The organism is Serratia sp. OS31, from assembly GCF_014164835.1.
Lineage (GTDB): Bacteria > Pseudomonadota > Gammaproteobacteria > Enterobacterales > Enterobacteriaceae > Serratia > Serratia liquefaciens_A.
Genome location: NZ_JACJFQ010000025.1, coordinates 24,173 through 47,920, shown reverse-complemented (window position 1 = coordinate 47,920; position 23,748 = coordinate 24,173). Strand labels below are relative to the sequence as shown.

The following is a 23,748-nucleotide window of genomic DNA, read 5'->3' as shown; positions in this document are numbered from 1 at the left end:
CGGGCAATCTGAGAGCGCGTAACTGACGAAAAATTTAGCGGCGAACGTACCGGCATGCTTAACTTAATGTCCGAATCCCGCACGTCAGCGTGCTCATCGAGTCGCATAATGCACAAAAAACTGACCCCGAGCGTGGCCATGAAAAACCAACAGCAGGCGTTGTATGAGGCACTGAGTGCGCGCGATCGCAAATTTGACGGTCGCTTCTTCGTCGGCGTTTCGTCGACCGGTATTTACTGTCGCCCGGTGTGCAGCGCCCGTACGCCAAAAATTGAAAACTGCACTTTTTACCCGAGTGCGGCAGCGGCGGAGCTGGCGGGATTTCGGCCCTGCCTGAAGTGCCGGCCGGAGTTGGCGCCGGGGCTGGCATTGATCGACCTCGGCAATCGCTATGCTCAGGTGGCGGTGCAGCTGATTGAGCAGGGGTACCTGTCGGAGCACAGTTGCGAGCAACTGGCGGCGCGGCTGGGCATTTCCGATCGTCATCTGCGGCGTATCTTTGCCGATCAGTTTGGTGCATCCCCGATTGATTACGCCCAGTCGCACCGGCTGTTGCAGGCCAAGCGCCTGTTGGCGGATACCGATATGCCGCTGAGCGAGGTGGCCTTTGCCGCCGGTTTCGGCAGCCTGCGGCGTTTTAACGAACTGTTTAAGGCGCGTTACCGGTTAATCCCCTCGGCGCTGCGCAGCAGTACTGGCCGAAACGAACGTACCGTCGCCAGCGGGCTGGTGTTTCACCTGGGCTACCGGCCGCCGTATGACTGGCCGCGCATGCTGGGTTTCTTGCAAACCCGTGCGGTGAGCGGTGTGGAAAGGGTTGAGGGGCAGCAGTACCTGCGGGCGATAGCCATCACTCAGGGCGGCGTTGAATATCGAGGCTGGGTCAGCGTGCAGCCGGAAGCGGCGAGCAATCGGGTGCGGGTGGAAATTGCCCCTTCCCTGAGCCGGGTGACGACGGAGGTGCTGCGGCGCACTCGCCAACTGTTTGACCTCGATGCCGCGCCAGATCTAATCGCCCATGCGTTGGGGCCGTTGGCTGCCGATGCGCCGGGGCTGCGTCTGCCCGGCTGCATCAATGCATTCGAACAGGCGACCCGCGCGGTGCTCGGGCAGTTGGTCAGCGTCAAAATGGCGGCGACCTTTGCCGGACGAATGGCTGAACTCTGGGGCACCCCGCTGGATCAGCCTTATGGCGGTATTACCCACGTCTTTCCCACTGCCGAACAGATTGCGCGACTACAGCCTGAGGCGCTGCGCCCGTTGGGGGTGCAGCTGAAACGAGCGGCGGCGTTAATCGGCATTGCGCAGGCGGTTACCGAAGGGCGATTGCAACTGGAGAACGTGCTGGATATTGAGCAGGGGATCAAGGCACTGACCGCGCTGTCGGGGATTGGCAGTTGGACCGCCAGCTACATCGCCATGCGCGCCTGGTCGTGGCCGGACGTGTTCCTGGCGGGGGATTATCTGATCAAACAGCGTTTTCCCAGCATGACGCCACGCCAGATTGAGCGCTATGCCGAAAGCTGGCGACCCTGGCGTTCCTACGCCACGCTGCATCTGTGGCATAACGATGGCTGGGCACCGTCAATGGAGGGCGCCGGGTAGCGGCTGCGGGTTAGTCTTTGGCGGCAATGCGCGTCAGCAGGCCGTCTATTCCTTCTCGCATCAGGAAGGCCAGTACCTTCTCGCGCTCGCTTTCACTCAGGTGATGGTAATACTCAATCCACACCGCCAGCGGATCCTGGCGTTCAACCTGGTATTCAGCAGGATCTTCTTGCAGTATCAGCAAGCTGCGCGCGCCGATCGGCAGGCTGTTGATGTGGTATTCCACCGCTTTGCCCTGTACGCCTTTGCGCCGACGGCTGAGCCAGCCTTCGCGGCGGGCCTTCAAGTTGATCCCCTGTGGCGAGGAGGGCAGTCCTGCAATACCGGTCAGCTCTCTGGCGGCAAACCACTCGTTTTTCATAGCCATTCATCCCTGAGCAAGTTAGGTGTATAGAGCGGGAGAAAATTAATTCGCGTGCTGATTTCCGTATCGAGGTGTTATGCAAGCGATTAACTTTGACCTGTTAGTTATACCACTAACCTCAGGCGGGCTAAGCAAAAAATGCGTGATGGGCGAGCTGCGGCGTTATGCCGCAGCTCGAAAGGCAAGGATGTCATTTTGATGTTTGGCGATGCAGATTAGCGGATACCAAAGTAACCGCCGCTGAGCAGTTCGGTCAGCGACTGTTCCAGTGCGATGGCGTCGCCGTCCGACAAATCGATGCCAATGGCCTGCAGGGTGTGCAGCGTGACCTGTTGGTGTGCAGGACCTGCCAGCGTTTGAGCTTGCACCCGATGCGTCGCCCCATTGAGCATTGAAACCATCAGTTCGTCCATCTGGTTGCAATGCACGTTGGTGATAAAGCGTTCGTCGACGCGGATATAGTCAATCTTTTGGCCATGCAACTCGTCAAAGGCGCTGAGGCTGTGGCCAAAACCGTTAACGATCAGCTTGCAGCCCCGTTGCTGCAACTGCTGGAGGAACGGCCTGCAAATGTCGGCGTGCTCCAGCACCACTGCGTCATCGACCGCCAGCAACAATGCCCCTGGTTGCAAGGAAGATGCGTCCAGCGCTGCCAGCAGATCCTTCTGGAAGCTGGCGTCCAGCAGGCTGTCGGTTGCCAGCGGCAGCGCGATGGACAATCCCTTGCGGGCAATATCAGGGGCGCGCTGCGTCAGTATCTGCCCGATGATCCAGCGGTCAATTTCTTGCGTCAGGCCGTATAGCCGGGCGGCGGAGATAAAATCGTCGCTCGCCAGCGACTGACCGTCCTGACTCCTTACCTGCAGTTTCAACTGATAGAAACTGACCGCCAACGGCGTTTTTGGCGGTGCGACCGCCCTGACATGCAGCAATAATTGCCCATCGGTGATGATGTCCGTCACTTCCTGACGCGTCAGCAGTTCATGCTGACGTTCCAGGATCATTTTTTGACGCGCCTCATAGAGATAAACCTGGCCGCGTCCGCGATGCTTGGCGGTGTAACAGGCAATATCCGCCTGCGCCAGCAGCTCGCTGCTCTTGCCGGCGTAGGCATCAATACGGGTTACGCCTGCACTGGCGCCGACGTGGTAAATCTTCCCTTCCCAAAAGAACGGATGCTGGCTGATGTGATTAACCAGCTGTTGCATCAGCGACTGGGCCTGTTCCCGCGTACAGTCGAACAGGATCAGCCCGAACTCATCGCCGCCGAGCCGGGCCAGGCAGTCGCTGTTGCGCAGATGGTGCCGCATCAACAGAGAAAGATCTTTCAACAGCGCGTCGCCCGCGGCGTGGCCGGCGTTGTCATTGACCGCCTTGAAACGGTCGAGATCGAGGAACACCAGCGCGTGCTGCAGCCGTTTTTCAGTGGCATTGGCGATAGCGGCCTTCAGGCGTTTTTCAAAACTGGTGCGATTGGGCAGCGTGGTCAGGGCATCGTGGGACGCGCTGTAACTCAACTTCTGCATCAGTTCGCGTGAGGCCGTGACATCCTGCAACACCATCACCGCCCCCATGACGTTGCCGTCGATCGTTTTCAACGGTGAAACTGACTGTTGAATATCGAAGCAGCGGCCGTCGCGCCCATGCAGCACCAGGGCATAGTCTGCCGGCAGCGCTCGGTTTTCCTGCAGGCAGCACTGGATCGGGTTTTCTACCTCTTCGCCGTCTTTCCCGTTGGTCAGGCGTACCACGCCGGCGACGGGCATGCCGATCGCCAGACTGAGTGGCCAGCCGCACATCTGCTCGGCCACCGGGTTCATAAAGGTAATGTGCATTTCGTCGTCGGTGGATATCACGGCTTCGCCGATCGCATCGAGCGTTATGTGCAGGCGCTCTTTTTCCTCGTGCAGTGCTTCGGTCAGATTACGGACCTCCGTCATGTCGATATTGGTGCCGATCATGCGCAGCGGCGTACCCTGTGGATCCAGAATGACATTGCCCTGGCCGCGAATATGCCGCACTTTTCCCTCGCGGGTGAGCAGCCGGAACTCCATGATAAAGGGCCCCGGTTGTTGGAGAAGAACGCTCATCTCACGATCGGTCCGTTCGCGATCTTCCGGCAACAACAGCGTGCGCCACAGCGACAGCGTGGGCGTTTGCTCCGGGCTGACGTCGTAAAGCTCGAACATACGCTTGTCCCAGGTGAGCTCTTCGCCGTGCATCATCCATTCCCAAACGCCGATGCCGCCCACTTTATTCGCCAGCGTAATGCGCTCCATCAGACGGTGGTTCTCTGCGGCCGTGCGTTTCAACTCGCTGATGTCTTCCACCTGCGAAATAAAATACAGCGGCAGCCCTTCGGCATCGCGCACCAAAGATACGGCCAGCAGCGCCCAGACGTGTTCGCCGTCGCTGCGGATGTAGCGTTTCTCCAGGGTGTAACTGCTGATATGCCCGTCGAGCAGATCGCGCAGTTGCGTCAGGTCGGCGTTCAGATCGTCCGGGTGGGTGATTTCCTGGAAAGTCAGGCGTCGCAGAGCCTCGGGGGTATAGTCGAGCAGTTTGCACAACGCCTGATTGACCTGCAGCCATTTCCCCTGCGGCGATACCAGCGCCATGCCGATGGCCGAATACTCCAACGCATTACGAAAGCGAGTTTCACTCTCGACGATATGCTGTTTCTCCACCCGGAAGGCGTGCATCACCATGGCCATCGAATGTGCCGGGATCAAAATCAACAGGATAGGCAGGTAAATCTCGATATCGCTGAAGGGACCGAGGGGCGCATGAAAATGCAGCAACCCGACGGAAATCATCACGGTGATCATCAGCGTGGTGCAAAAGCAGATGACGAAAGCTTCGAGCCGCGGCAGCGCGATTGCCGCCCACAGCAGCGGCAGAATGACGAAGGTGAACGGAAAGGGCAGGTAGCTCAGTGCCAGATAGCTGAAGGTCAGCGCGACTATCAACGTCAGCAGCAGGGTATACAGATTCAGCGTATCCAGCATGCGGCGACGATACACCAGCCCGATGGGCGTCAGCGACAGGACGCCAATGGCCTCCGAAATAAACCAGGTGCTGAAGGGGTGCCAGAAAGTGTGTCCCGGGGCGGGAACCCACCAGGCGGCCAGCAGGGCACTGAACAAAGGGGTGAAGATCACCGCGCAGACGACGAACTTAAGCCAACTGGCCAGGCTGTTCAGCGGATCGTCCGTCAGCAGCATGCGGCGTAACAGCAGGGTGCAAACCACCGCTTCCAGCAGGTTGATCAGGGTCAGTTTTACCGGGAACCAGCTAAAGCCGAACAGCGTGACGCTGGCGGTCACGATGCCAATCCCGCATGCCAGCAGCGGTAACCCCCACTGGCGCGGCGAGTGGCGGAACAGCACGGCAATAATGGCGGCGGTAGGGAACCACAGAGGGGTAAAGTGGCTGGATTCGTTCGACAGCGTCAGGCACAGCAATGCCAGTAAAAATACCGTCAATGCCGCCAGCAGGCTGTGCGTCAACAAGGCGCCCTGGCGCGTGATGAGATGATTCGGTGCGCTGATATCCATAGACAACCCTTAACTCTGGCATCTGTCACTGAACGAGGTCATGACGCGAATGAGATGGAAAGTTTATTGGCAAAGGGTAGTACAGCGTGGCAATAAAACCCACTGAATCAGACAGCTTTAGTGAGCAAACGCAAAAGCCGGCGCGGGGCCGGCCTTCAGGAGATTTAAAGCAGGAACAAGGTGGCCAACCCGAGGAAGATAAAGAAGCCGCCGGTATCGGTCAGTGCGGTGATCAATACGCTGGAACCTACCGCCGGATCGCGCCCCAATTTGATCATGGTCATCGGGATCACCACCCCCATCAGCGCGGCCACCAGCAGGTTGAGGATCATCGCCAGCGTCATGACGCCGCCCATCGCCCAGTCGCCGTACAGCAACCAAGTCACTATGCCCATGATGCCGCCCCACACCACGCCATTGATGATGGCCACCCCCAGCTCCCTGAGCATCAGGCGGGAAATGTTGCCGACCTCAATCTGGTGCAGTGCCAGCGCACGCACGATCATGGTGATGGTCTGATTGCCGGTGTTGCCGCCAATCCCCGCTACGATCGGCATTAACGCCGCCAGCGCCACCAGTTGGGAAATGGTGTGTTCGAACAGGCCGATGACACGTGAGGCGATAAACGCGGTACACAGGTTGATCGCCAGCCATGCCCAACGGGTTTTCACCGCCTTGCTGACTGGGGCAAACACGTCTTCTTCCGGGCTTAAGCCCCCCATGCGGCGCAGGTTGCTGTCGCTTTCTTCATTGACCACGTCGACGATTTCCTCGATGGTCAACCGGCCCATCAGCTTGCCCTTGGCGTCGACCACCGGGGCGCTGATCAGGTCATAACGTTCGAATGCGCTGGCTGCCGCTTCGGCCTTGTCTTCCGGTTGAAAACGGGTGGGATCGCTGTCCATGACCGTCTGGACCAGGGTCTCCGGATCATTGAGCAGCACGGCGGTGAGCGGCAGTTCGCCCAGCAGGGTATTTTTACGATCGGTGACGAAGAGTTTGTCGGTGGCCTCCGGGATGGTTTTACGCAGGCGCAGGAAGCGATGCACGGTACCGATAGTGACGTCGGGGCGCACCGTGATCAGTTCAAAATCCATCATCCAGCCGACGGTGTCCTTGCCGTAGTGGATCATCTCGCGGACTTGCGCGCGCTGCTCCGGCTCCATCGAAGTCAACAGGCGCCCCATCAGGTTACGCGGCAGGTATTGCGCCAAATAGGCCTGCTCATCGACGTCCAGCGTCTTGATCGCTTTGAGTAGGTCCTTGTCGCTCATTTCTTCGATCAGGCTGTCCCATACGGGTTCGGCGACTTCCACCAGCGTTTGACCGCGTTTGGCGTTGCCCACCAGCCGCCACAGTGCCAGGCGCTCGTCCTGGGGCAGCGCTTCCAGCAGGTCTGCCAGGTCAGCGGCGTGCATGTCGTCCAGCAAGCCGGTGATTTCTGCAGTCTGGTTTAGCAGCTCGCTTTTGCTGAGGGCGTTTTCATCCCCCGGTCGGCCGAGAATGCCATCGACCAGATCTTTGTTGTTCAACAGCAGAGAAAGAATGCGCTGGCGATACTCAGCGACTTTTTTAACGTTATGCGTTGCAGCTGACATGGTCTTCCTTACTGGCATTCAGTGATCTTTACAGACCTGCTCTGGACTGGAGAGCATAGTGAATGCAGGCGTCATTTTTATGAAATGGGAGCAGTTGCTGAGGAATAAGTAAGGGGTCTGGCGCGCCGAGATACTGGCCGACGGCAGGCTGCTTAACTATTCGCAAGCCCTGCGGGATAACTTGAATCCGTGGGTTCAGGGGGTGATGTCCCGGTTTTCGTCGCTCATCTCAGTGGTGTTTTGCTGAGGGGCGAGTTTTTTTTCCTGATGGTGGGGCACCGCGACGACCGCGGCATACAGCAGACGGCCGACTAAAATGATAAAGCTGACAAACAGCACTATTTTGGTCATCTGTCCGGTGGATTTTTTACGCATATATCACCCGGCATGCCGGTTTCCTGTGTTATGCCCGCCATCTTTCACGCTGGCCCGTGCGGCGGCCACTTGAAATTTATAGAGATATTGAACGCTGATGCAGGCCGATAGAGTGTAAACGGAATTCTAGCCATTGATGACAAATATTGTCTATTTATTTCCGGACAGCCAAACCCGGTTTTTCGCCGCCGTTTAGCTTAAGTTTGGCTTTATCTGTCGGATCAGCAGCTTAAGATAAGACAAAAAATAGGCTTACACATTTTTACCCAACTTTTCCTCTTTGGTTGATCGGAGTCAAGCCTCCCCCCTGCCTGGCGCCTAAAATTTCCGCCATTCTCCTGTCGCATATGATACTTTCAGCTTGCCTCATGAATGGATAGAGGTACGAAAAGGAACCTGCCTTATTACCCGAACGCGTGAATGGAATTACGCCCTGACGGACTCGTTATTTTTATGATCAAGCCAATATTCTGGAAGCATTTACGCGAGCGCTGGTGGGGGTGTCCCCTCCTCTGGAGCCTGTTATTGATCCCGTTCGCGGGGTGGCTGTCGCCGCGGATCATGCTGCCCGAGGGCAAAGTCTATTTGCTCTATCTGCCGCTCACCGCCTGTATTGCGCTGTTGATGGTCTACGACTGGCGGGCGCTGCCGGGCATAGCCCTCTCGATCATGCTGCGTTACGCCCACCGGCTGGGCCTGGAAAGTGGCTTGCTGGTGACGCTGCTGTACCTGTTTTGCCTGAGCCTGTGTTGGCTGGGGTATCGCAGGCAAACGCAACGCCGCTGGTGTGCGGCGCCGGGAGGCGCGGCGCTGGTGAAGGAGCGGCTAATCTGGCTGGTGGTGTTACCGGCACTGCTGTTTGTCTTCGGCCTGAAACTGCTGGTCGCCTTTGCCGGGTTGCCCGACGAACTCGGGATGATGCCCGGTGATAACAGCTATCTGATGGCGTTGGTCAATTTTCAGGCGCTGCTGCTGGGCTGCCTCTCTGCCATGCCCTTGCTCTACATCATGTTGCGCATCTTGAATAAACCCCGTTTCGCCCTGAAGCTCTGGCGCCGCTTTGGTCGTGAAATGGCGCCAAACGTCGATAAAAAAGAGCTGTCGCTGTGGCTGTTGGTGCTGGTGGGGATGGTGACGGTGCTGTCCCATCACGCCAAAGAAGCCATTCCCCTGTTGCTCGGGGGGTACGGATTGGTCTTACTGTTGCCGGTAATGCTCTACGGTGCGATACGTTTTGGCTATCAATTCAACTGCCTTATCTGGTCTGCCACTCTGTTGGTGCTGTTTTTTCATTATCCCGGTGCTTCACAGCCCGACAATCTGTTGCATAACTTGGCGGTCATCTCTTCGATGATGGTGCTGTTTACCCTGTGCATTTTCCTGATGTCGGCGCTCAATACTCGCCAGCGGTTAGGCCACGCCAGGGCACAAAGCGCCTCGCTGCAAGATCCGGTGATTGGCCTGCCTAACCTGCGCGCCCTCAAGCGTGATCTGGCTCAGTCCCCGCCTTCAACCCTGTGTTTTCTGCGCGTCAGCGAACTGGATTTGCTGAGCCGTAACTATGGCATGCAGTTGCGCATTCGTTTCAAACAGCAATTGGCGGCGCTGCTGCATCAGGTATTGGCCCCAGGGGAGGGCGTTTACCATTTGCCGGGCTACGATTTGTTGCTGCGGGTGGACGGTGGCAACAGCGAAGAAAAGGTCGAGGAGATTTACCGTGCGCTGGAGAAATTCCGCCTGGTATGGAACGGTTTGCCGCTCCATCCCCCGCTGGGGTTAGGCTATTGCAGCGTGGTGCCCGGTTTTGAACATCTCTACCTGCTGCTGGGGGAGCTCAGCGCGTTGGCGGAGGTTTCTCTCACCAGCGGCAAGCCGGAGAGCGTGCAAAATAGCGGCAATGCGGTTCAGGATGAAGTCAAACGCAAGGTGGCGTTACTGCACGGGGTACAGCGTTCGTTGGATAACGACGGATTTATCCTGATGGCGCAGCCGATCGAGGGCCTGCGCGGTGACCGGTATTATGAAATCCTGCTGCGGATGCGCGACGATCTGGGGAACATAATATCGCCGAATGATTTTCTGCCGGTGGCGCATGAGTTCGGTCTGGCTTATCGGTTGGATCTGTGGGTGCTGCGTAATACGTTGAAGTTTATGGACCAGCACCGTATCGATCTGCCCAGTGCGCGCTTTGCTGTGAATTTGTCGCCTTCTTCGCTGTGCCGACCGATGCTGAGCCAGGATGTAGACAACCTGTTGCAGCAGTACCGTATCGAGCCGTATCAGCTGACGTTAGAGGTGACCGAGTCGCATCTGCTGCAGAATACGGATTACGCCGGCGCCAACCTGCAGGCGCTGCGTGAAATGGGCTGTCGTATTGCGCTGGATGATTTTGGCACCGGCTATGCCGGTTACGATCGCCTCAAGATGTTGCCGGTCGACATGCTGAAAATCGACGGCAGTTTCGTGCGCGACATGCTGACCAGCGCGGTGGATTTTCAGGTGATCTCGTCTATCTGTAAAGTTGCGCGAATGAAGCGCTTGACCATTGTGGCGGAATACGTGGAAAGCCTGGAGCAGTTGGTCGCGTTGAAAGGGGTGGGCGTGGACTATATGCAGGGGTATTTTGTCGGCGAACCGCAGCCGTTAGCGGCATTGTTATCGAAACAACCTTGATTGTCGCCCCCGCAGAACGGGGGCAACAGACTCAGGCAGAGCGCTGCTCGTCTTGCGAACCTTCCTCTTCGCAAATCAGTTTCCAGCCCACGACGTCGTTCCAGTAGGCCTGTTCACGTTCGAGATCCAGTTGTACCAGGTTGTTCAGCGCCAGATAACCGGCCGGGAAGCGCAGCGTCCAGTGGTTATCGTCGGTGCTCAGGCGTAGCGTTTCCGGCGTGGTGGTCGACTGGCGCTGGTTGTTGAGCAGGGTACTCAGGCGCAACAGTTGGATCAGCGGCAGGTAATGCTTTTTCTTGAACAGGTTCAGGCGCGGCAGTTCTTCCAGCTTGATGCCTTTGCGATGGAAGCGCACCAGCGCCGCCAACAGCAACTGCTGCTCCTGATTGAAGCCCGGCAGGTTGGTGTTTTGCAGAATGTAAGCCGAATGGCGATGCATGCCGCTGTGGTTAATGCTCAACCCCACTTCGTGCAGCATCGCGGCCCACTTCAGCAAGGCTTCCAACTGTGGGTTCGCCAGCTTGGTGTTCTGGGCCATCCATTGCGCATACAGCAATTCGGTGGTATCCAGCACCCGTTTTGCCTGCTCGCGGTCGATATTGTAGTGATCGGCCAGGCTCTTGGCGGTGCGGCTGCGAATGTCCTGATGACGGAAACGGCCCTCCATCTCGTACAGCACGCCTTCGCGCAGCGCACCGTCGGAAAGGCGCAGATCGCGGATCGCCAACGCATCGAACACGCCGCACAGGATGGCTAAGCCCGGCACAAACACCGACTGGCGGTCTTCCGACAGCCCCGGCAGGCTCATTGCGCTGAAGTTTTTAAACTGCAGCACCTGCTCCGCCATCATTTCCAGCCGCTCGAGGGTGATCAGACCGTCCTTTTCGCCCATCGCCACCAGCACTTCGTGCGCGGCCTTGATGGTGCCCGACGCGCCCAGAGCATATTGCCAGCCCTGAATACGGTACTGCCAGGCCAGCGTTTCCAGCTTCTGTGCTGCCGCCAGACGTGCGCGTTTGAAGTTGTTTTTGCTGATTTCCCCGCCAGGGAAGAACTGTTGGGCGAAGCTGACGCAGCCCATGCGGCGACTTTCCGCCAGCAGGGGTTCAAAATCTTCGCCGATCACCAGTTCGGTTGAACCGCCGCCGATGTCGATCACCAGCTTGCGGCCTTTTTCCGGTTGGGTATGTTCCACGCCCATAAAGATCAGACGCGCTTCTTCCTGCCCGGCGATGATTTCGATCGGGTAGGGGATCACTTTGGCGGCACGCTTGAGGAACACTTCAGCGTTCACCGCCTGGCGCAAGGTATGGGTACCGACGATGGTGACGTTATCCGCCGGGAAACCTTGCAGCCGTTCGGCAAACAGCGCCAGGCAAGCCAGGCCACGTTCTATTGCCTCTTCACTGAGCACATTGTTGCTGTCCAATCCATCGGCGAGGTGGACCCGCTGTTTTAAACGCCCCAATACCTGTAAGGCGCCATTGACGACGCGGGCAATCACCATGTGGAAGCTGTTCGACCCGAGGTCGATGGCAGCGATTTCCTGCGGTTTGTTCGTTGCAGTGCTTTTTAGCGGCATAGTTGCTGGCCTACTGTCCTGGTTGTTCCAGAGCTTTTAAATACTCGTAAATGGCAACCTGAGAACGGACTTTGCGGCGGTTGCCGCGCGGCACGTACTGGTTGCTCAGTTCTTTATCGAGGTAACGCGCTTTGACCGTGTCGCTGAACAGGATTTCCAGAATATCCAGAACCCGTTGTTTCAGCGTTGGATCCAGCAGCGAGACCGCGACTTCGATGCGGTAATCTATGTTACGGGTCATCCAGTCGGCAGAGGACAGATAAACCAGTTTGTCACCTTTGTTTTCGAAAACGTAAACCCGATCGTGTTCCAGATAACGGTCGACGATGCTGATTATCTGAATATTGTCACTGATCCCCGGCAGGTTGGGAATCAAAGAACACATCCCGCGCACCAACAGGCGGATTTTTACGCCGGCGCCGGAGGCGGTATATAACCGATCTACCAGCCCTTTATCCACCAGATTGTTGATTTTCAGCATAATGCCGGCCGGATGCCCGGCTTCGGCGTTGGCAATTTCGTTGTCGATCAACTCATACAGTTTCAGACGCGAGTTCTGCGGCGACACCATCAGGTTGTCGAAGGTGACCGGCCGGTACGGGTTTTCGATAAAGTTGAACACCCGACGTACTTCGTTAGTGATGCGTGCGTCGGCGGTCAGCAATGAATAGTCAGTGTAAATGCGCGCGGTTTTCTCGTTAAAGTTACCGGTACCGATATGAGCATAGCGCACAATCTCGTCGCCTTCACGGCGTGAGATCAGGAACAGTTTGGCGTGAATTTTCAAGCCAGGCGCGGAGAAAATGACGTGCACCCCGGCTTCCGTCAGGCGCTTGGCCCAGTGGATGTTGGCCTCTTCATCAAAGCGCGCCTGCAGCTCTACCACCACCGTGACTTTTTTGCCGTTATGGGCGGCGTGGATCATCGACTCGATAATGCGCGAGTCTTTTGCCACGCGGTAAATGTTGATTTTGATCGCCAGCACGCTGGGGTCGAACGACGCCTGGCGTACCAGCTCCAGCACGTGTTCAAAGGTGTGGTACGGGTAGTAAAGCAGCACGTCGTGCTCGCGAATGGCGTCGAAGCCGTTGCGGAATTTTTCGAACCAGGTATGGCGCAGGCGCGGCAGCGGTTTGTTGACCAGGTTGGCCTTGCCGACGTTCGGAAAACCGATGAAGTCTTTGAAGTTATGGTAACGGCCGCCGGCAATGACCGAATCATAGTTGGAAATACCGAGCTTGCCGCGCAGCAGTTCCACCATTTCATTGGGCATGTCGCGCTGATAAACAAAGCGTACCGGCTCGGCGGTCAGGCGCTGCTTCAGGCTGGAAGACATCAGTTCCAGCAGGCTGGATTCCATCTCGGTAACCAGATCGTATTCCGCATCGCGGGTCATTTTCATCGAATAGGCGTTGAGCGCGTCGTAATCGAAAAAGCCCTTGAAGATATCGTCCAGGCAGTAGCGAAGAATGTTATCCAGCAGGATCATCGGCTTGCGGCGGCGAGGGGCTTCTGGCGGCAGGTTGACGAAGCGCGGCACCTTGTCGGACGGGATCTCCAGCAGCGCGTAATCGATACGCGTGCCGCGGATAATCTCCACCGCCAGATAGGTGTAATCGTCTTTCAGGAACTGCACCAGGTTGGTTTCATTGTTGATCAGGATCGGCGTGATGTGCTGGCGCAAATGCTGCTTGAAGTATTGCCGCAGCCAGATTTGCTGGTTTTCCGACACCTGACGTTCGTTGATCAGGAAGATCTGGTTGCGTGCCATTTCCAGCAGCAAATCGTTATACAGGCTGTCGAATTCTTGATCGGTTTTTAATACCTTGGCCTGGATCTTTTTCAGCAGATGGCGTGAAGCCCCGCCAGAGCCCTGTTCTTCGCTGATCAGAATGCGTCGTTTGAGATCGGCAAAGCGGACCTTATAGAACTCGTCAAGGTTATTGGAGTAAATGCCCAGAAAACGCATGCGCTCAATCAGGGGATTGCTCTTATCTGCGGCTTCCTGCAACACGCGTTCATTAAAGGATAACCAGCTTAGTTCTTTTTCGATGTAGAGCTTTTCCTGACCCATTGCCACTCCAGTTCAATTTTAGAAAAGGATCCGGGACGCAGCGCCCGGATGCCGCTCTAGTGTCCTTCATCATTATTGCGAGAGATTGACAGGAAAGTCCAACATATCCATTACCTTGGGGCGAGGCATTTTAAGGCGTAAAAATATTCTCTGCGGCATCCGGGTCGTGGGTTATTTCGGAGCGCTATAAAATGAAGACAATAATGCCAAATATCTCTACAGATGATCGGCTTTGCCATCATTTCTCAGCAATATATAGGGTTAATAATGCTGATAAGCAGCGTTAAATTCGATATGAGTGGTAGGCAACTTTGTCATGCAAACGTCACAAAACTGACATAAGATGCCCGGTTATTCTATGGCGCAAGCCTGCTTACATCAGCGACAGCGAGAGACATGGCACAAACTACGGTAAACCAACATCCCCGGGATCGCCTGCGCGCGCGCATCGACTGTAGCGTTCAGGCGGCGGTTACCGTCAGCGGGCTGCTGGTGTTGATGACGCTGATGCTGATCTTCGTTTACCTGCTGTTTGCGGTGCTGCCGCTGTTTAAACCGGCGGCGATGGGGCAGGCGAAGCCGCTGGCGATCGCCGCTTCCGCGCCTGCACTGGCGCTGGGTATGGATGTGCAGCAACGGATAGGCTACCGCATCGATGCGCAGGGGCAGGGGCAGTTCTACCCTCTGACGCAGCAGAACGCCCATCCTCTGACGCAACAGACGCTGCTGGCCAAACCGAAACTACTGGCTCAGGCAGCTGGCGAACGCGATCTGTTTGCTTTGGCACAGGCCGACGGCCGGTTTATCGTCGCCAGCGCGGACTTCGCAGCAGCCGGGGCATCGGCACCGCAGTGGTTGTTCCCGCTTGGGCAACGAGCGCTGACGTTGGATAAACAGGGGCGTGCGTTAACGCTGCTGGCGTTGGCCGAGGCGCGACGTGGGCAGTACCTTCTGGCCGGTGTGACCGAAGATCGCCGACTGGTGTTTGGCCGTTTCGGCAGCGACCACCCGCCGCAGCTAAGTGAGATCACGCTGGGCAGTACGGTGCAGCAGCTGGTGTTGACGCCCGACGGTCGCCAATTGTACCTGCTGGCGGGGAATCGGCTGGCGCGCTACCAAATTAACGACACGCAGCTGCAGCTAAAAGAAACGCGTACGCTTGGCGAACATTCTCCTTATCAACTGACGGCGTTGCCTGGCGGCAGCGCGTTGCTGATCGAAGCGCCTGACGGCAGCGTACGCGAATGGTTTGATGTCGAAAAAGATCGGCGCTGGCAACTGACGCCGGTGCAGCATTTCGACCACCAGTCCGAGCCGCAGGATTTGCTGGTGGCCGAACCTTATCGCCGGGTGTTCGCCACCCTGAGACCGGACGGCGGTTTCTCGCTGTTTTCCAGCATCCAGCCGCAGCCGCTGTTGAACGGCAGGCTGAGCGCCGGGGTACAGCAGATGGCGTTCGCTCCACGCGGTGACGGCCTGCTGCTGGAAACGGCACAGGGCTGGCAACATTATGCGATCGATAACCCTTACCCTGACGTCACCTGGCGCTCGCTGTGGCACAAGGTGTGGTACGAAAATTACCCCGAACCGGCCTATGTCTGGCAATCCACCTCTGGCGAGGACAGCTACCAGGCCAAATTCAGCCTGATGCCGGTGATCTTTGGCACCTTCAAGGCCGCGGCCTATGCCATGCTGTTCGCCATTCCGCTGGCGCTGGCCGGGGCGATTTATACCGCCTATTTCATGTCGGCCGGACTGCGGCGGGTGATTAAGCCGGCGATTGAGGTGATGGGGGCCTTGCCGACGGTGGTGATCGGGCTGGTGGCCGGCATCTGGCTGGCGCCGGTGATTGAATATTACCTGCTGGCGGTGTTGTCGCTGCCCTTGCTGTTGGCGGCGGTGGTGCTGGCCTGCGGTGCGCTGATGAACCGGTTTGCGTCGCGGCGTCTGCCGCCGGGCGTCGATCTGCTGATCCTGTTGCCGCTGATCGTATTGACCGTCTGGCTGGCGTTTAGCGTGGGGCCCTGGCTGGAAGTGAAGCTGTTCGGCGAGCCCCTGCATTTCTGGCTGGGCGATGATTATGACCAGCGCAATGCGCTGGTGGTTGGCGTGGCGATGGGCTTTGCGTTAGTGCCGATTATTTTCTCGCTGGCGGAGGACGCGTTGTTCAGCGTACCGGCAACCCTGAGCCAAGGGTCGCTGGCGTTGGGGGCCACCCAGTGGCAAACCGTGATGCGCGTGGTATTGCCTTCGGCCAGCGCCGGCATTTTCTCGGCGCTGATGATTGGCTTTGGCCGCGCGGTGGGGGAAACCATGATTGTACTGATGGCGACCGGTAACACGCCGGTTATCGACGGCAGCCTGTTCCAGGGCCTGCGTGCCCTGGCGGCCAATATCGCCATAGAAATGCCGGAAGCGGTCGCCGGCAGCAGCCATTACCGGGTGCTGTTCCTTACTGCACTGGTGCTGTTTATTTTCACCTTTGTCTTCAACACGCTGGCGGAGGCGATCCGACTGCGGCTGCGTGAGCGCTATACCCTGAACCAGGAGGCGGCATGAAGCGTTGGGTGAAGAGCGGTTCGCCGTGGATCTGGCTGACCGCCGGGTCGGTGGCCGTCAGCCTGTTGGCGCTGATCGGCATTATGCTGCTGTTGGCCGGGCAGGGGATGCGCTATTTCTGGCCCAGCCCGGTCTACCAGTTTGAGCTGAATCAGAGCGCCGCAGGGCCGGTGACGATGGTCGGCGAGCTGTATCAGCAGCAAAGCATCCCGCGCCGTCAACTGCTGGAGTCCGGTATCGCACTGCCGCCGGGGAATGCGCAGAGTTTTGAGCGCTATCTGATCAAGGTGGGCAACCGCGAGAGTGAAGGACAAGACTTCCGTACGCTGCTGGCCGGTGACATTGTTCGCCAAAGCACGCCGCGCGATCTGCTGGTGCTGGAACGTAATAACAACGGCACCGCCTACGGTTATCTGGCCGGTATGCTGGAGGATGGTCAGCCGCTGACCGGCCGTAATCTTAGCCAGGCGCTGCTGCAGCGTTTGCCGCAGATTGCCGCGCTTTCGCGTCAGGCCCATGATATTCAGTTTCGCGATATGGCGCGCATTAACCAGCGGTTCGATACGCTGCGTCTGCGAGAGAAAAGCTTGCTGCGGGAAGATAAGCTAGACGCCCGCGCACAGGCGTCAATCAATGCCGAGCGGCTGGAACTGCAACGTCAATATCGGTTGCTTTCCGATCGTCTGGAAGGCTTGAACCGCGATCGCCACCGTGATGCGCTGTTGCTGCGTGACATGCACGGCCAGACCCATACCATTGCGCTAAGCCAGGTGCGCGATGCCTGGTACCCCAACGCGATGAATACCACGCAAAAGCTGGTGCACTGGGGTGAACAGGTGAAGAAATTCCTCAGCGACAGCCCGCGAGAGGCCAATACCGAAGGCGGCGTATTCCCGGCGATTTTCGGCACGGTGCTGATGGTGATCCTGATGTCGATCGTGGTGATGCCGTTTGGCGTGATTGCCGCCGTTTACCTGCATGAATACGCAGGCAATAATCTGCTGACGCGGCTGATCCGCATCGCCGTGGTTAATCTGGCCGGCGTGCCGTCGATTGTCTATGGCGTGTTTGGCCTTGGTTTCTTCGTCTATATGATTGGCGGCACGCTCGATCAGCTGTTCTACCCGGAGTCGTTGCCTAACCCGACCTTCGGCACGCCGGGCGTGCTGTGGGCTGCCTTGACGCTGGCGTTGTTGACGTTGCCGGTGGTGATTGTCGCTACCGAAGAGGGGCTGTCGCGCATTCCTGCTTCGTTGCGCCAGGGCTCGTTGGCGTTGGGTGCCAGCCGGGCGGAAACGCTGTGGCGTATTGTGTTGCCGATGGCGGCGCCGGCGATGATGACCGGTCTGATCCTGGCGGTGGCGCGCGCCGCCGGGGAGACGGCACCATTAATGCTGGTGGGTGTTGTGAAATCCGTGCCGGTGCTGCCGGTAGATGATATTTTCCCGTATCTGCATCTGGAGCGGAAGTTTATGCACCTGAGCTTCCAGATCTACGATATGGCTTTCCAGAGCCCGAGCGTGGAGGCTGCCCGGCCGCTGGTGTTCGCCACTGCCTTCCTGCTGGTGGCGATTGTGGTGGGCTTGAATCTGGCGGCGATGGGCATTCGCCATTCGCTGAGGGAGCGGTACAGAGCATGGTCGCAGTAACAACGATGTTATTCTTGGGGAGTGCCTAATGAGTTTGATGACGCCAGGCAGTTTGCCCCGGTTGGATGTCCAGCACCTTGATGATGAACATACCGCGCTGGCGGTTAACGACCTCAACCTGTTTTATGGCGAAAAACAGGTGCTGCACGGTATCTCGCTGCGTATTCCCAAGCACCGGGTGACGGCGCTGATCGGCCCGTCCGGCTGCGGTAAATCCACGCTGCTGCGCTGTTTCAACCGCATGAACGATTTGGTGGACAACTGCCGGATTGAAGGCGATTTGCAACTGAACGGTCAAAGTATTGGCGGCGCACAGATTGACGTTGCGGCGTTAAGACGGCGGGTCGGTATGGTATTCCAACGGCCAAACCCCTTCCCGAAATCGATTTATGAAAACGTGGTTTACGGCCTGCGTCTGCAGGGCGTACGTGACCGACGGATCCTTGATGAGGCAGTGGAGCGTTCGCTGCGTGCCGCCGCGCTGTGGCATGAAGTGAAAGACCGGCTGCGCGAGAATGCGTTTCGTCTTTCCAGCGGTCAGCAGCAAAGGTTGGTGATTGCACGGGCGATAGCCATCGAGCCGGAAGTGCTGCTGCTGGATGAGCCGACCTCGGCGCTGGATCCGATCTCCACATTGACCATTGAAGAGCTGATTTCCGCGCTGAAGCAGCAGTACAGCGTGGTGCTGGTGACGCACAACATGCAGCAGGCGGCACGCGTATCGGATTACACGGCGTTTATTCACCAGGGCCGATTGGTGGAATACAACGACACCGACGATATCTTTACTTCACCACGCCAGCGCCGCACCGAGGATTATATTACCGGGCGCTATGGTTGATGCCGCAGCTGTCTTTTCCTGTCGTTGGGAAAAGCCCAAACATCATGATGGTAAAAACCCGCTTTCGCGGGTTTTTTGTTGTCACTTAACCAAAGGTTTATCGCTGGCGGCGGTTTTGAATTTCGCCATGTACTGCGGCTGGAAGATGCACATGCGCAGCACGGTACGGTATTCGCCGTTAACGAAAAATTCGTCAATCAGCTCACCTTCGACTTCAAAGCCCAGCTTGCTGTAGATGTGGATAGCCTTCGGGTTTTCCTTGTCGACGATCAGGTACAACTTGTACAGGTTCAGTACCGAGAAACCGTAATCCATCGCCAGCTTGGCGGCGATAGTGGCGTAGCCTTTGCCCTGATGCGTCGGGTCGATGATGATCTGGAATTCCGCGCGGCGGTGGATATGGTCGATCTCCACCAGTTCAACCAGCCCGACCTTGGCACCCTGGTGTTCGATGATAAAGCGGCGTTCGCTCTGGTCGTGGATATGTTTGTCGTAAAGATCGGAGAGTTCTACGAAGGCTTCGTAGGGTTCTTCAAACCAGTAGCGCATCACGCTGGCGTTGTTGTCCATCTGATGGACAAACGTCAAATCATCCCGTTCCAGTGGGCGTAGCCTGACGTTGGTAGTGCTGGACATGGGGGTTCCTTAATGTCGTTATAGATAGGGGGCGGTTGCCACTGTGGGCAAGTATAACGTCGGAGATGGGGTGCGGCGAAAAAAAAACGGCGCCGTGAGCGGCACCGTTTAGCAAGGATTCAGATTGGCGCTTTAGTCTGCCGCATGCCCTTGCTCGGGCAAGCGCTCGCCATCCAGCCAGGCGGCGTTATCGCGCATCGCCAGGCGGCCTTCGACAAACCAGTTCACCACCAGCGGGTAAAGGGTATGTTCCTGAGCCTGTACCCGTTCAACCACCTCGTCTTCCTCGTCACCGGGGAAGATTGGCACCTTGGCCTGCAGGATCACCGGGCCGCCGTCGAGCTGTTCGGTCACGAAGTGCACCGAAGTGCCGTGTTCGCTGTCGCCGTTGTCGATGGCCTGACGGTGAGTATGCAGCCCAGGGTATTTGGGCAGCAGGGAAGGGTGGATATTCAGCATGCGTCCGGCATAGCGCTGCACGAACTGCGAGCTGAGAATGCGCATGTAACCGGCCAGCACCACCAGATCCGGTTGGTATTGGTCGATGGCATCCGCCAGGGCGGCGTCAAACGCGGCCCGGTCGGCAAAGGCCTTGGCGTCCAGCGCATGAGCGGCAATACCTGCCGCTTCTGCACGTTGCAAACCGTAAGCCTGCGCCCTGTTGCTGAACACCGCCACAATCTTGCCGGCAATTCTGCCCTGCTGGCAGGCGTCAATCAGCGCCTGGAGATTACTCCCCTGGCCGGAGACCAACACCACGATCTTTTTCATCCGTTGATGACCACTTGTTGTTCGTCAGAAGAAGCGGTCAGTTTACCGATCTTCCACGCTTTTTCACCGGCTGCGGTCAACAATGCGATGGCGGGTTCCACGGCTTCTTCCGGCAGTGCGATCACCATGCCCACGCCACAGTTAAAGGTGCGGTACATTTCGTAACGGCTGACGTTGCCGTTTTGCTGCAGCCAGTTGAAGACGGCCGGCCATTGCCAGCTGGATTCTTCGATCACGGCCTGCATGCCTTTCGGCAGCACGCGCGGGATGTTTTCCCAGAAGCCGCCACCGGTCAGGTGGGCGATAGCGTGCACGTCGATTTTCTCGATCAGCTCCAGCACCGATTTCACGTAAATCTTGGTCGGCGCCAGCAGGTGGTCCGCCAGCGGTTTGCCTTCCAGAACGGTAGTGGTTGGGTCGGTGTTGCTGACTTCCAGAATTTTGCGTACCAGCGAGTAGCCGTTGGAATGTGGGCCTGAAGCGCCCAGGGCGATCAGTGCGTCACCGGACTGCACCTTGCTGCCGTCGATAATCTCGGACTTTTCGACCACGCCGACGCAAAAGCCGGCCACGTCATAGTCTTCACCGTGGTACATGCCCGGCATTTCAGCGGTTTCACCGCCCACCAGAGCACAGCCGGACTGCTTACAGCCTTCGGCGATGCCGGTGATCACGCTGGCCGCGGTGTCCACGTCCAGCTTGCCGGTGGCAAAGTAATCGAGGAAGAACAGCGGCTCAGCGCCCTGAACCACCAGGTCGTTCACACACATTGCGACCAGATCGATGCCGATGGTGTCGTGTCGTTTCAGGTCCATCGCCAGACGCAGCTTGGTGCCTACGCCGTCGGTACCGGAAACCAGTATCGGCTCGCGGTATTTCTGCGGCAACGCACACAGGGCGCCAAAACCGCCCAGACCACCCATCACTTCCGGGCGGCGGGTCTGTTTTACTACACCTTTGATGCGGTCTACCAATGCATTGCCAGCATCGATATCGACACCTGCGTCTTTATAGCTGAGAGAGGTTTTGTCGGTCACTGCGCGATCCCCACGACGGTTTGCGGTTTGAATACTGTGCTTCCGGCATTGATTCCGGAATAAGGCGCGGCAATTCTAACAGCGCAGGCAAACGTTTGCGAGTGGCTTGTGAGCCAGCTCCGCTTTTTCGTCATCTATACTGTTATTCAAACTTTTGTTGATCCCGATCGGGCTATTGTGGGTGGCGCAGTCGGCAAAAGGAGGTATAATCCGGCGATTTTTTTGGCCGTAAACCACCTTAATAGGAGAAAAATGATGAAGATCGTTGAGGTGAAACACCCGCTGGTGAAACACAAGCTTGGCCTGATGCGTGAAAATGATATCAGCACCAAACGCTTCCGTGAGCTGGCCTCAGAAGTGGGTAGTTTGCTGACCTATGAAGCGACCGCCGATCTGGAAACAGAGAAAGTCACCATCGATGGCTGGTGCGGCCCGGTTGAAATAGACCAGATTAAAGGGAAAAAAATTACCGTTGTGCCTATTCTTCGTGCCGGTCTGGGCATGATGGAAGGGGTACTGGAAAACGTACCTAGCGCGCGTATCAGCGTGGTTGGCGTTTACCGTGACGAAGAAACCCTGGAGCCGGTACCGTATTTCCAAAAGCTGGTGTCCAACATCGAAGAGCGTTTGGCACTGGTTGTCGACCCTATGCTGGCGACCGGCGGCTCGATGATCGCCACTATCGATCTGCTGAAGAAAGCCGGCTGCAACAGCATCAAAGTGCTGGTGTTGGTTGCCGCGCCGGAAGGGATCGCCGCGCTGGAGAAAGCGCACCCGGACGTCGAGCTGTACACCGCCTCCATCGATCAATGCCTGAACGAGAAGGGCTACATCGTACCGGGCCTGGGTGATGCGGGCGACAAGATATTTGGTACCAAATAAACAAAAATAAGCCGACTGATGAGTCGGCTTTTTAATGCTCGTCGTCTTTCAAGCTACAGCGTTGTTACCTGCACTAGCTCACCCCAGTTACTGTAGGGGGCGAATAAATTCGCCCCGATTAATGCGGGCGCAGCATGCGGCGCCCCTACAATACCTGGAGATGAGCGAGCCGGGCGCCTGGCTGCAACTTGAAATACATAGGGTAAAACTCGAAAAGTCATTAGAGGAAAAACATCCATGACCCGTCGCGTGATAGGCGTAAGCGAACGCCCGCCGCTACTCCAGACTATTCCGCTCAGCTTCCAACACCTGTTCGCCATGTTTGGCGCGACCGTGCTGGTGCCTATTTTGTTCAAGATTAACCCGGCGACGGTGTTGCTGTTTAACGGCGTCGGAACCTTGCTGTACCTGTTTATCTGCAAGGGCAAGATCCCGGCCTATCTCGGCTCCAGCTTTGCGTTCATTTCCCCGGTGCTGCTGCTGTTGCCGTTGGGTTATGAAGTGGCGTTGGGCGGTTTTATCATGTGCGGGGTGCTGTTTTGCCTGGTCGCGTTGCTGGTTAAAAAAGCCGGTACCGGCTGGCTGGACGTCATTTTCCCTCCGGCGGCGATGGGGGCGATTGTGGCGGTCATCGGCCTGGAATTGGCCGGTGTGGCGGCGAACATGGCGGGCTTGCTGCCGGCTGACGGCGTCAGCGCAGACACCACTACCATCACTATCTCGCTGGTGACGCTGGGCGTGACCATCCTGGGTTCCGTGCTGTTCCGCGGTTTTCTGGCGATTATCCCGATCCTGATTGGCGTGCTGGTAGGGTATGCGCTGTCGTTCTTTATGGGCGTGGTGGATCTGACCCCGATCCGCGAGGCGCACTGGTTCGCGCTGCCGACGTTCTACACCCCGCGTTTTGAATGGTTCGCCATCTTCACCATCCTGCCGGCGGCGCTGGTGGTGATCGCCGAGCACGTTGGCCACCTGGTGGTGACCGCGAATATCGTCAAAAAAGACCTGCTCCGTGACCCAGGCCTGCACCGCTCGATGTTTGCCAATGGCATCTCGACGGTGATTTCCGGCTTCTTCGGCTCAACGCCAAACACCACCTACGGTGAGAATATCGGCGTAATGGCCATTACCAAGGTTTACAGCACCTGGGTGATCGGCGGCGCGGCGGTTCTGGCTATTCTGCTGTCCTGCGTCGGTAAACTGGCGGCGGCTATCCAGGCGGTGCCGGTACCGGTGATGGGCGGGGTCTCTCTGCTGCTGTACGGGGTAATCGGTGCGTCAGGTATTCGTGTGCTGATTGAATCCAAAGTGGATTACAACAAGGCGCAAAACCTGATCCTGACCTCGGTGATCCTGATTATCGGCGTCAGCGGGGCCAAGGTGCACATCGGTGCTGCCGAGTTGAAAGGCATGGCGCTGGCGACCATCGTCGGCATCGGGCTCAGCCTGCTGTTTAAGGTCATCAGCCTGTACCGCAAGGAAGAAGAAGTGATCGAAGCGCCGGACGAGTCGGCCGAGCAGAAGTAGTAAGGAAAACGGGCAGCC

Annotated in this window: 16 protein-coding genes; 7 read left to right on the top strand and 9 right to left on the bottom strand. The window is 57.5% G+C overall.

Annotation, left to right across the window (positions count from 1 at the left end; all coding sequences use genetic code 11):
• Positions 1 to 108 precede the first annotated feature (108 nt).
• Positions 109 to 1,605 (top strand): DNA-3-methyladenine glycosylase 2, encoded by a 1,497-nt coding sequence (gene alkA / locus H5P17_RS19090; RefSeq protein ID WP_182824603.1) that lies wholly within the window; start codon positions 109 to 111, stop codon positions 1,603 to 1,605.
• A 10-nt stretch (positions 1,606 to 1,615) separates the two neighbouring features.
• Here alkA and H5P17_RS19085 read toward each other — a convergent pair whose 3' ends face one another.
• The 4 genes from H5P17_RS19085 to H5P17_RS19070 all read right to left on the bottom strand — a co-directional run bounded on the left by H5P17_RS19085 (position 1,616) and on the right by H5P17_RS19070 (position 7,499).
• Complete coding sequence (locus tag H5P17_RS19085) at positions 1,616 to 1,966, bottom strand: DNA-binding protein (protein WP_044554640.1); 351 nt, start codon at positions 1,964 to 1,966, stop codon at positions 1,616 to 1,618.
• 218 nt (positions 1,967 to 2,184) lie between these two features.
• Positions 2,185 to 5,526 (bottom strand): diguanylate cyclase, encoded by a 3,342-nt coding sequence (locus H5P17_RS19080; RefSeq protein WP_182824601.1) that lies wholly within the window; start codon positions 5,524 to 5,526, stop codon positions 2,185 to 2,187.
• A gap of 164 nt (positions 5,527 to 5,690) precedes the next feature.
• Positions 5,691 to 7,124, bottom strand: coding sequence for a magnesium transporter (mgtE, locus tag H5P17_RS19075; RefSeq protein WP_182824599.1), 1,434 nt, complete (start codon positions 7,122 to 7,124; stop codon positions 5,691 to 5,693).
• A gap of 195 nt (positions 7,125 to 7,319) precedes the next feature.
• Complete coding sequence (locus H5P17_RS19070; RefSeq protein WP_182824597.1) at positions 7,320 to 7,499, bottom strand: YfgG family protein; 180 nt, start codon at positions 7,497 to 7,499, stop codon at positions 7,320 to 7,322.
• Positions 7,500 to 8,024: 525 nt separating this feature from the next.
• On the opposite strand from H5P17_RS19070, the gene H5P17_RS19065 reads away from it, so the two are divergent.
• Positions 8,025 to 10,172, top strand: a complete 2,148-nt coding sequence (locus tag H5P17_RS19065) for an EAL domain-containing protein (RefSeq protein WP_255477955.1) — start codon at positions 8,025 to 8,027, stop codon at positions 10,170 to 10,172.
• 31 nt (positions 10,173 to 10,203) lie between these two features.
• On the opposite strand, the gene ppx is transcribed toward H5P17_RS19065, so the two are convergent.
• Complete coding sequence (gene ppx, locus H5P17_RS19060) at positions 10,204 to 11,754, bottom strand: exopolyphosphatase (RefSeq protein ID WP_044554644.1); 1,551 nt, start codon at positions 11,752 to 11,754, stop codon at positions 10,204 to 10,206.
• A 10-nt stretch (positions 11,755 to 11,764) separates the two neighbouring features.
• The gene (gene ppk1, locus H5P17_RS19055; RefSeq protein ID WP_044554645.1) at positions 11,765 to 13,828 is read right to left on the bottom strand and encodes a polyphosphate kinase 1; all 2,064 of its coding nucleotides are present in this window, start codon (positions 13,826 to 13,828) and stop codon (positions 11,765 to 11,767) included.
• Positions 13,829 to 14,224: 396 nt separating this feature from the next.
• Between ppk1 and H5P17_RS19050 the strand changes: the two genes are divergently transcribed.
• The 3 genes from H5P17_RS19050 to pstB are packed head-to-tail and all read left to right on the top strand — an operon-like array spanning position 14,225 to position 18,877.
• Positions 14,225 to 16,387, top strand: coding sequence for an ABC transporter permease subunit (locus H5P17_RS19050; RefSeq protein WP_182824593.1), 2,163 nt, complete (start codon positions 14,225 to 14,227; stop codon positions 16,385 to 16,387).
• Entirely contained in the window at positions 16,384 to 18,036 is a 1,653-nt protein-coding gene (gene pstA, locus H5P17_RS19045) for a phosphate ABC transporter permease PstA (protein WP_182824591.1), read from the top strand. The genes H5P17_RS19050 and pstA overlap by 4 nt, the downstream gene beginning before the upstream one ends.
• Before the next feature lie 28 nt (positions 18,037 to 18,064).
• Positions 18,065 to 18,877: a phosphate ABC transporter ATP-binding protein PstB gene (gene pstB / locus H5P17_RS19040; protein WP_044554648.1), complete on the top strand. Its 813-nt coding sequence runs from the start codon at positions 18,065 to 18,067 to the stop codon at positions 18,875 to 18,877.
• 81 nt (positions 18,878 to 18,958) lie between these two features.
• On the opposite strand, the gene speG is transcribed toward pstB, so the two are convergent.
• The 3 genes from speG to purM all read right to left on the bottom strand — a co-directional run bounded on the left by speG (position 18,959) and on the right by purM (position 21,321).
• Positions 18,959 to 19,513, bottom strand: a complete 555-nt coding sequence (speG, locus tag H5P17_RS19035; protein WP_044554649.1) for a spermidine N1-acetyltransferase — start codon at positions 19,511 to 19,513, stop codon at positions 18,959 to 18,961.
• Positions 19,514 to 19,645: 132 nt separating this feature from the next.
• Positions 19,646 to 20,284 carry a phosphoribosylglycinamide formyltransferase gene (purN, locus tag H5P17_RS19030; RefSeq protein WP_182824589.1) on the bottom strand — a complete coding sequence of 213 codons (639 nt, stop codon included), beginning with the start codon at positions 20,282 to 20,284 and terminating at the stop codon, positions 19,646 to 19,648.
• Complete coding sequence (gene purM, locus H5P17_RS19025; protein ID WP_182824587.1) at positions 20,281 to 21,321, bottom strand: phosphoribosylformylglycinamidine cyclo-ligase; 1,041 nt, start codon at positions 21,319 to 21,321, stop codon at positions 20,281 to 20,283. Before purM ends, purN begins: the two co-directional genes overlap by 4 nt.
• A 255-nt stretch (positions 21,322 to 21,576) precedes the next feature.
• Between purM and upp the strand changes: the two genes are divergently transcribed.
• Together upp and uraA are read left to right on the top strand one after the other, a co-directional pair.
• Positions 21,577 to 22,203 (top strand): uracil phosphoribosyltransferase, encoded by a 627-nt coding sequence (gene upp / locus H5P17_RS19020; RefSeq protein ID WP_020828072.1) that lies wholly within the window; start codon positions 21,577 to 21,579, stop codon positions 22,201 to 22,203.
• Positions 22,204 to 22,440: 237 nt separating this feature from the next.
• Positions 22,441 to 23,730 carry a uracil permease gene (gene uraA, locus H5P17_RS19015; RefSeq protein ID WP_020828071.1) on the top strand — a complete coding sequence of 430 codons (1,290 nt, stop codon included), beginning with the start codon at positions 22,441 to 22,443 and terminating at the stop codon, positions 23,728 to 23,730.
• Positions 23,731 to 23,748 lie beyond the last annotated feature (18 nt).

Bases quoted from the DNA above. Each gene is read 5' to 3' on its own strand.
- mgtE (WP_182824599.1), bottom strand. From the start codon at position 7,124: ATGTCAGCTGCAACGCATAACGTTAAAAAAGTCGCTGAGTATCGCCAG.
- pstA (WP_182824591.1), top strand. From the start codon at position 16,384: ATGAAGCGTTGGGTGAAGAGCGGTTCGCCGTGGATCTGGCTGACCGCC.
- H5P17_RS19050 (WP_182824593.1), top strand. From the start codon at position 14,225: ATGGCACAAACTACGGTAAACCAACATCCCCGGGATCGCCTGCGCGCG.
- pstB (WP_044554648.1), top strand. From the start codon at position 18,065: ATGAGTTTGATGACGCCAGGCAGTTTGCCCCGGTTGGATGTCCAGCAC.
- alkA (WP_182824603.1), top strand. From the start codon at position 109: ATGCACAAAAAACTGACCCCGAGCGTGGCCATGAAAAACCAACAGCAG.
- upp (WP_020828072.1), top strand. From the start codon at position 21,577: ATGAAGATCGTTGAGGTGAAACACCCGCTGGTGAAACACAAGCTTGGC.
- speG (WP_044554649.1), bottom strand. From the start codon at position 19,513: ATGTCCAGCACTACCAACGTCAGGCTACGCCCACTGGAACGGGATGAT.
- H5P17_RS19080 (WP_182824601.1), bottom strand. From the start codon at position 5,526: ATGGATATCAGCGCACCGAATCATCTCATCACGCGCCAGGGCGCCTTG.
- H5P17_RS19085 (WP_044554640.1), bottom strand. From the start codon at position 1,966: ATGAAAAACGAGTGGTTTGCCGCCAGAGAGCTGACCGGTATTGCAGGA.
- uraA (WP_020828071.1), top strand. From the start codon at position 22,441: ATGACCCGTCGCGTGATAGGCGTAAGCGAACGCCCGCCGCTACTCCAG.
- ppk1 (WP_044554645.1), bottom strand. From the start codon at position 13,828: ATGGGTCAGGAAAAGCTCTACATCGAAAAAGAACTAAGCTGGTTATCC.
- H5P17_RS19070 (WP_182824597.1), bottom strand. From the start codon at position 7,499: ATGCGTAAAAAATCCACCGGACAGATGACCAAAATAGTGCTGTTTGTC.
- purN (WP_182824589.1), bottom strand. From the start codon at position 20,284: ATGAAAAAGATCGTGGTGTTGGTCTCCGGCCAGGGGAGTAATCTCCAG.
- ppx (WP_044554644.1), bottom strand. From the start codon at position 11,754: ATGCCGCTAAAAAGCACTGCAACGAACAAACCGCAGGAAATCGCTGCC.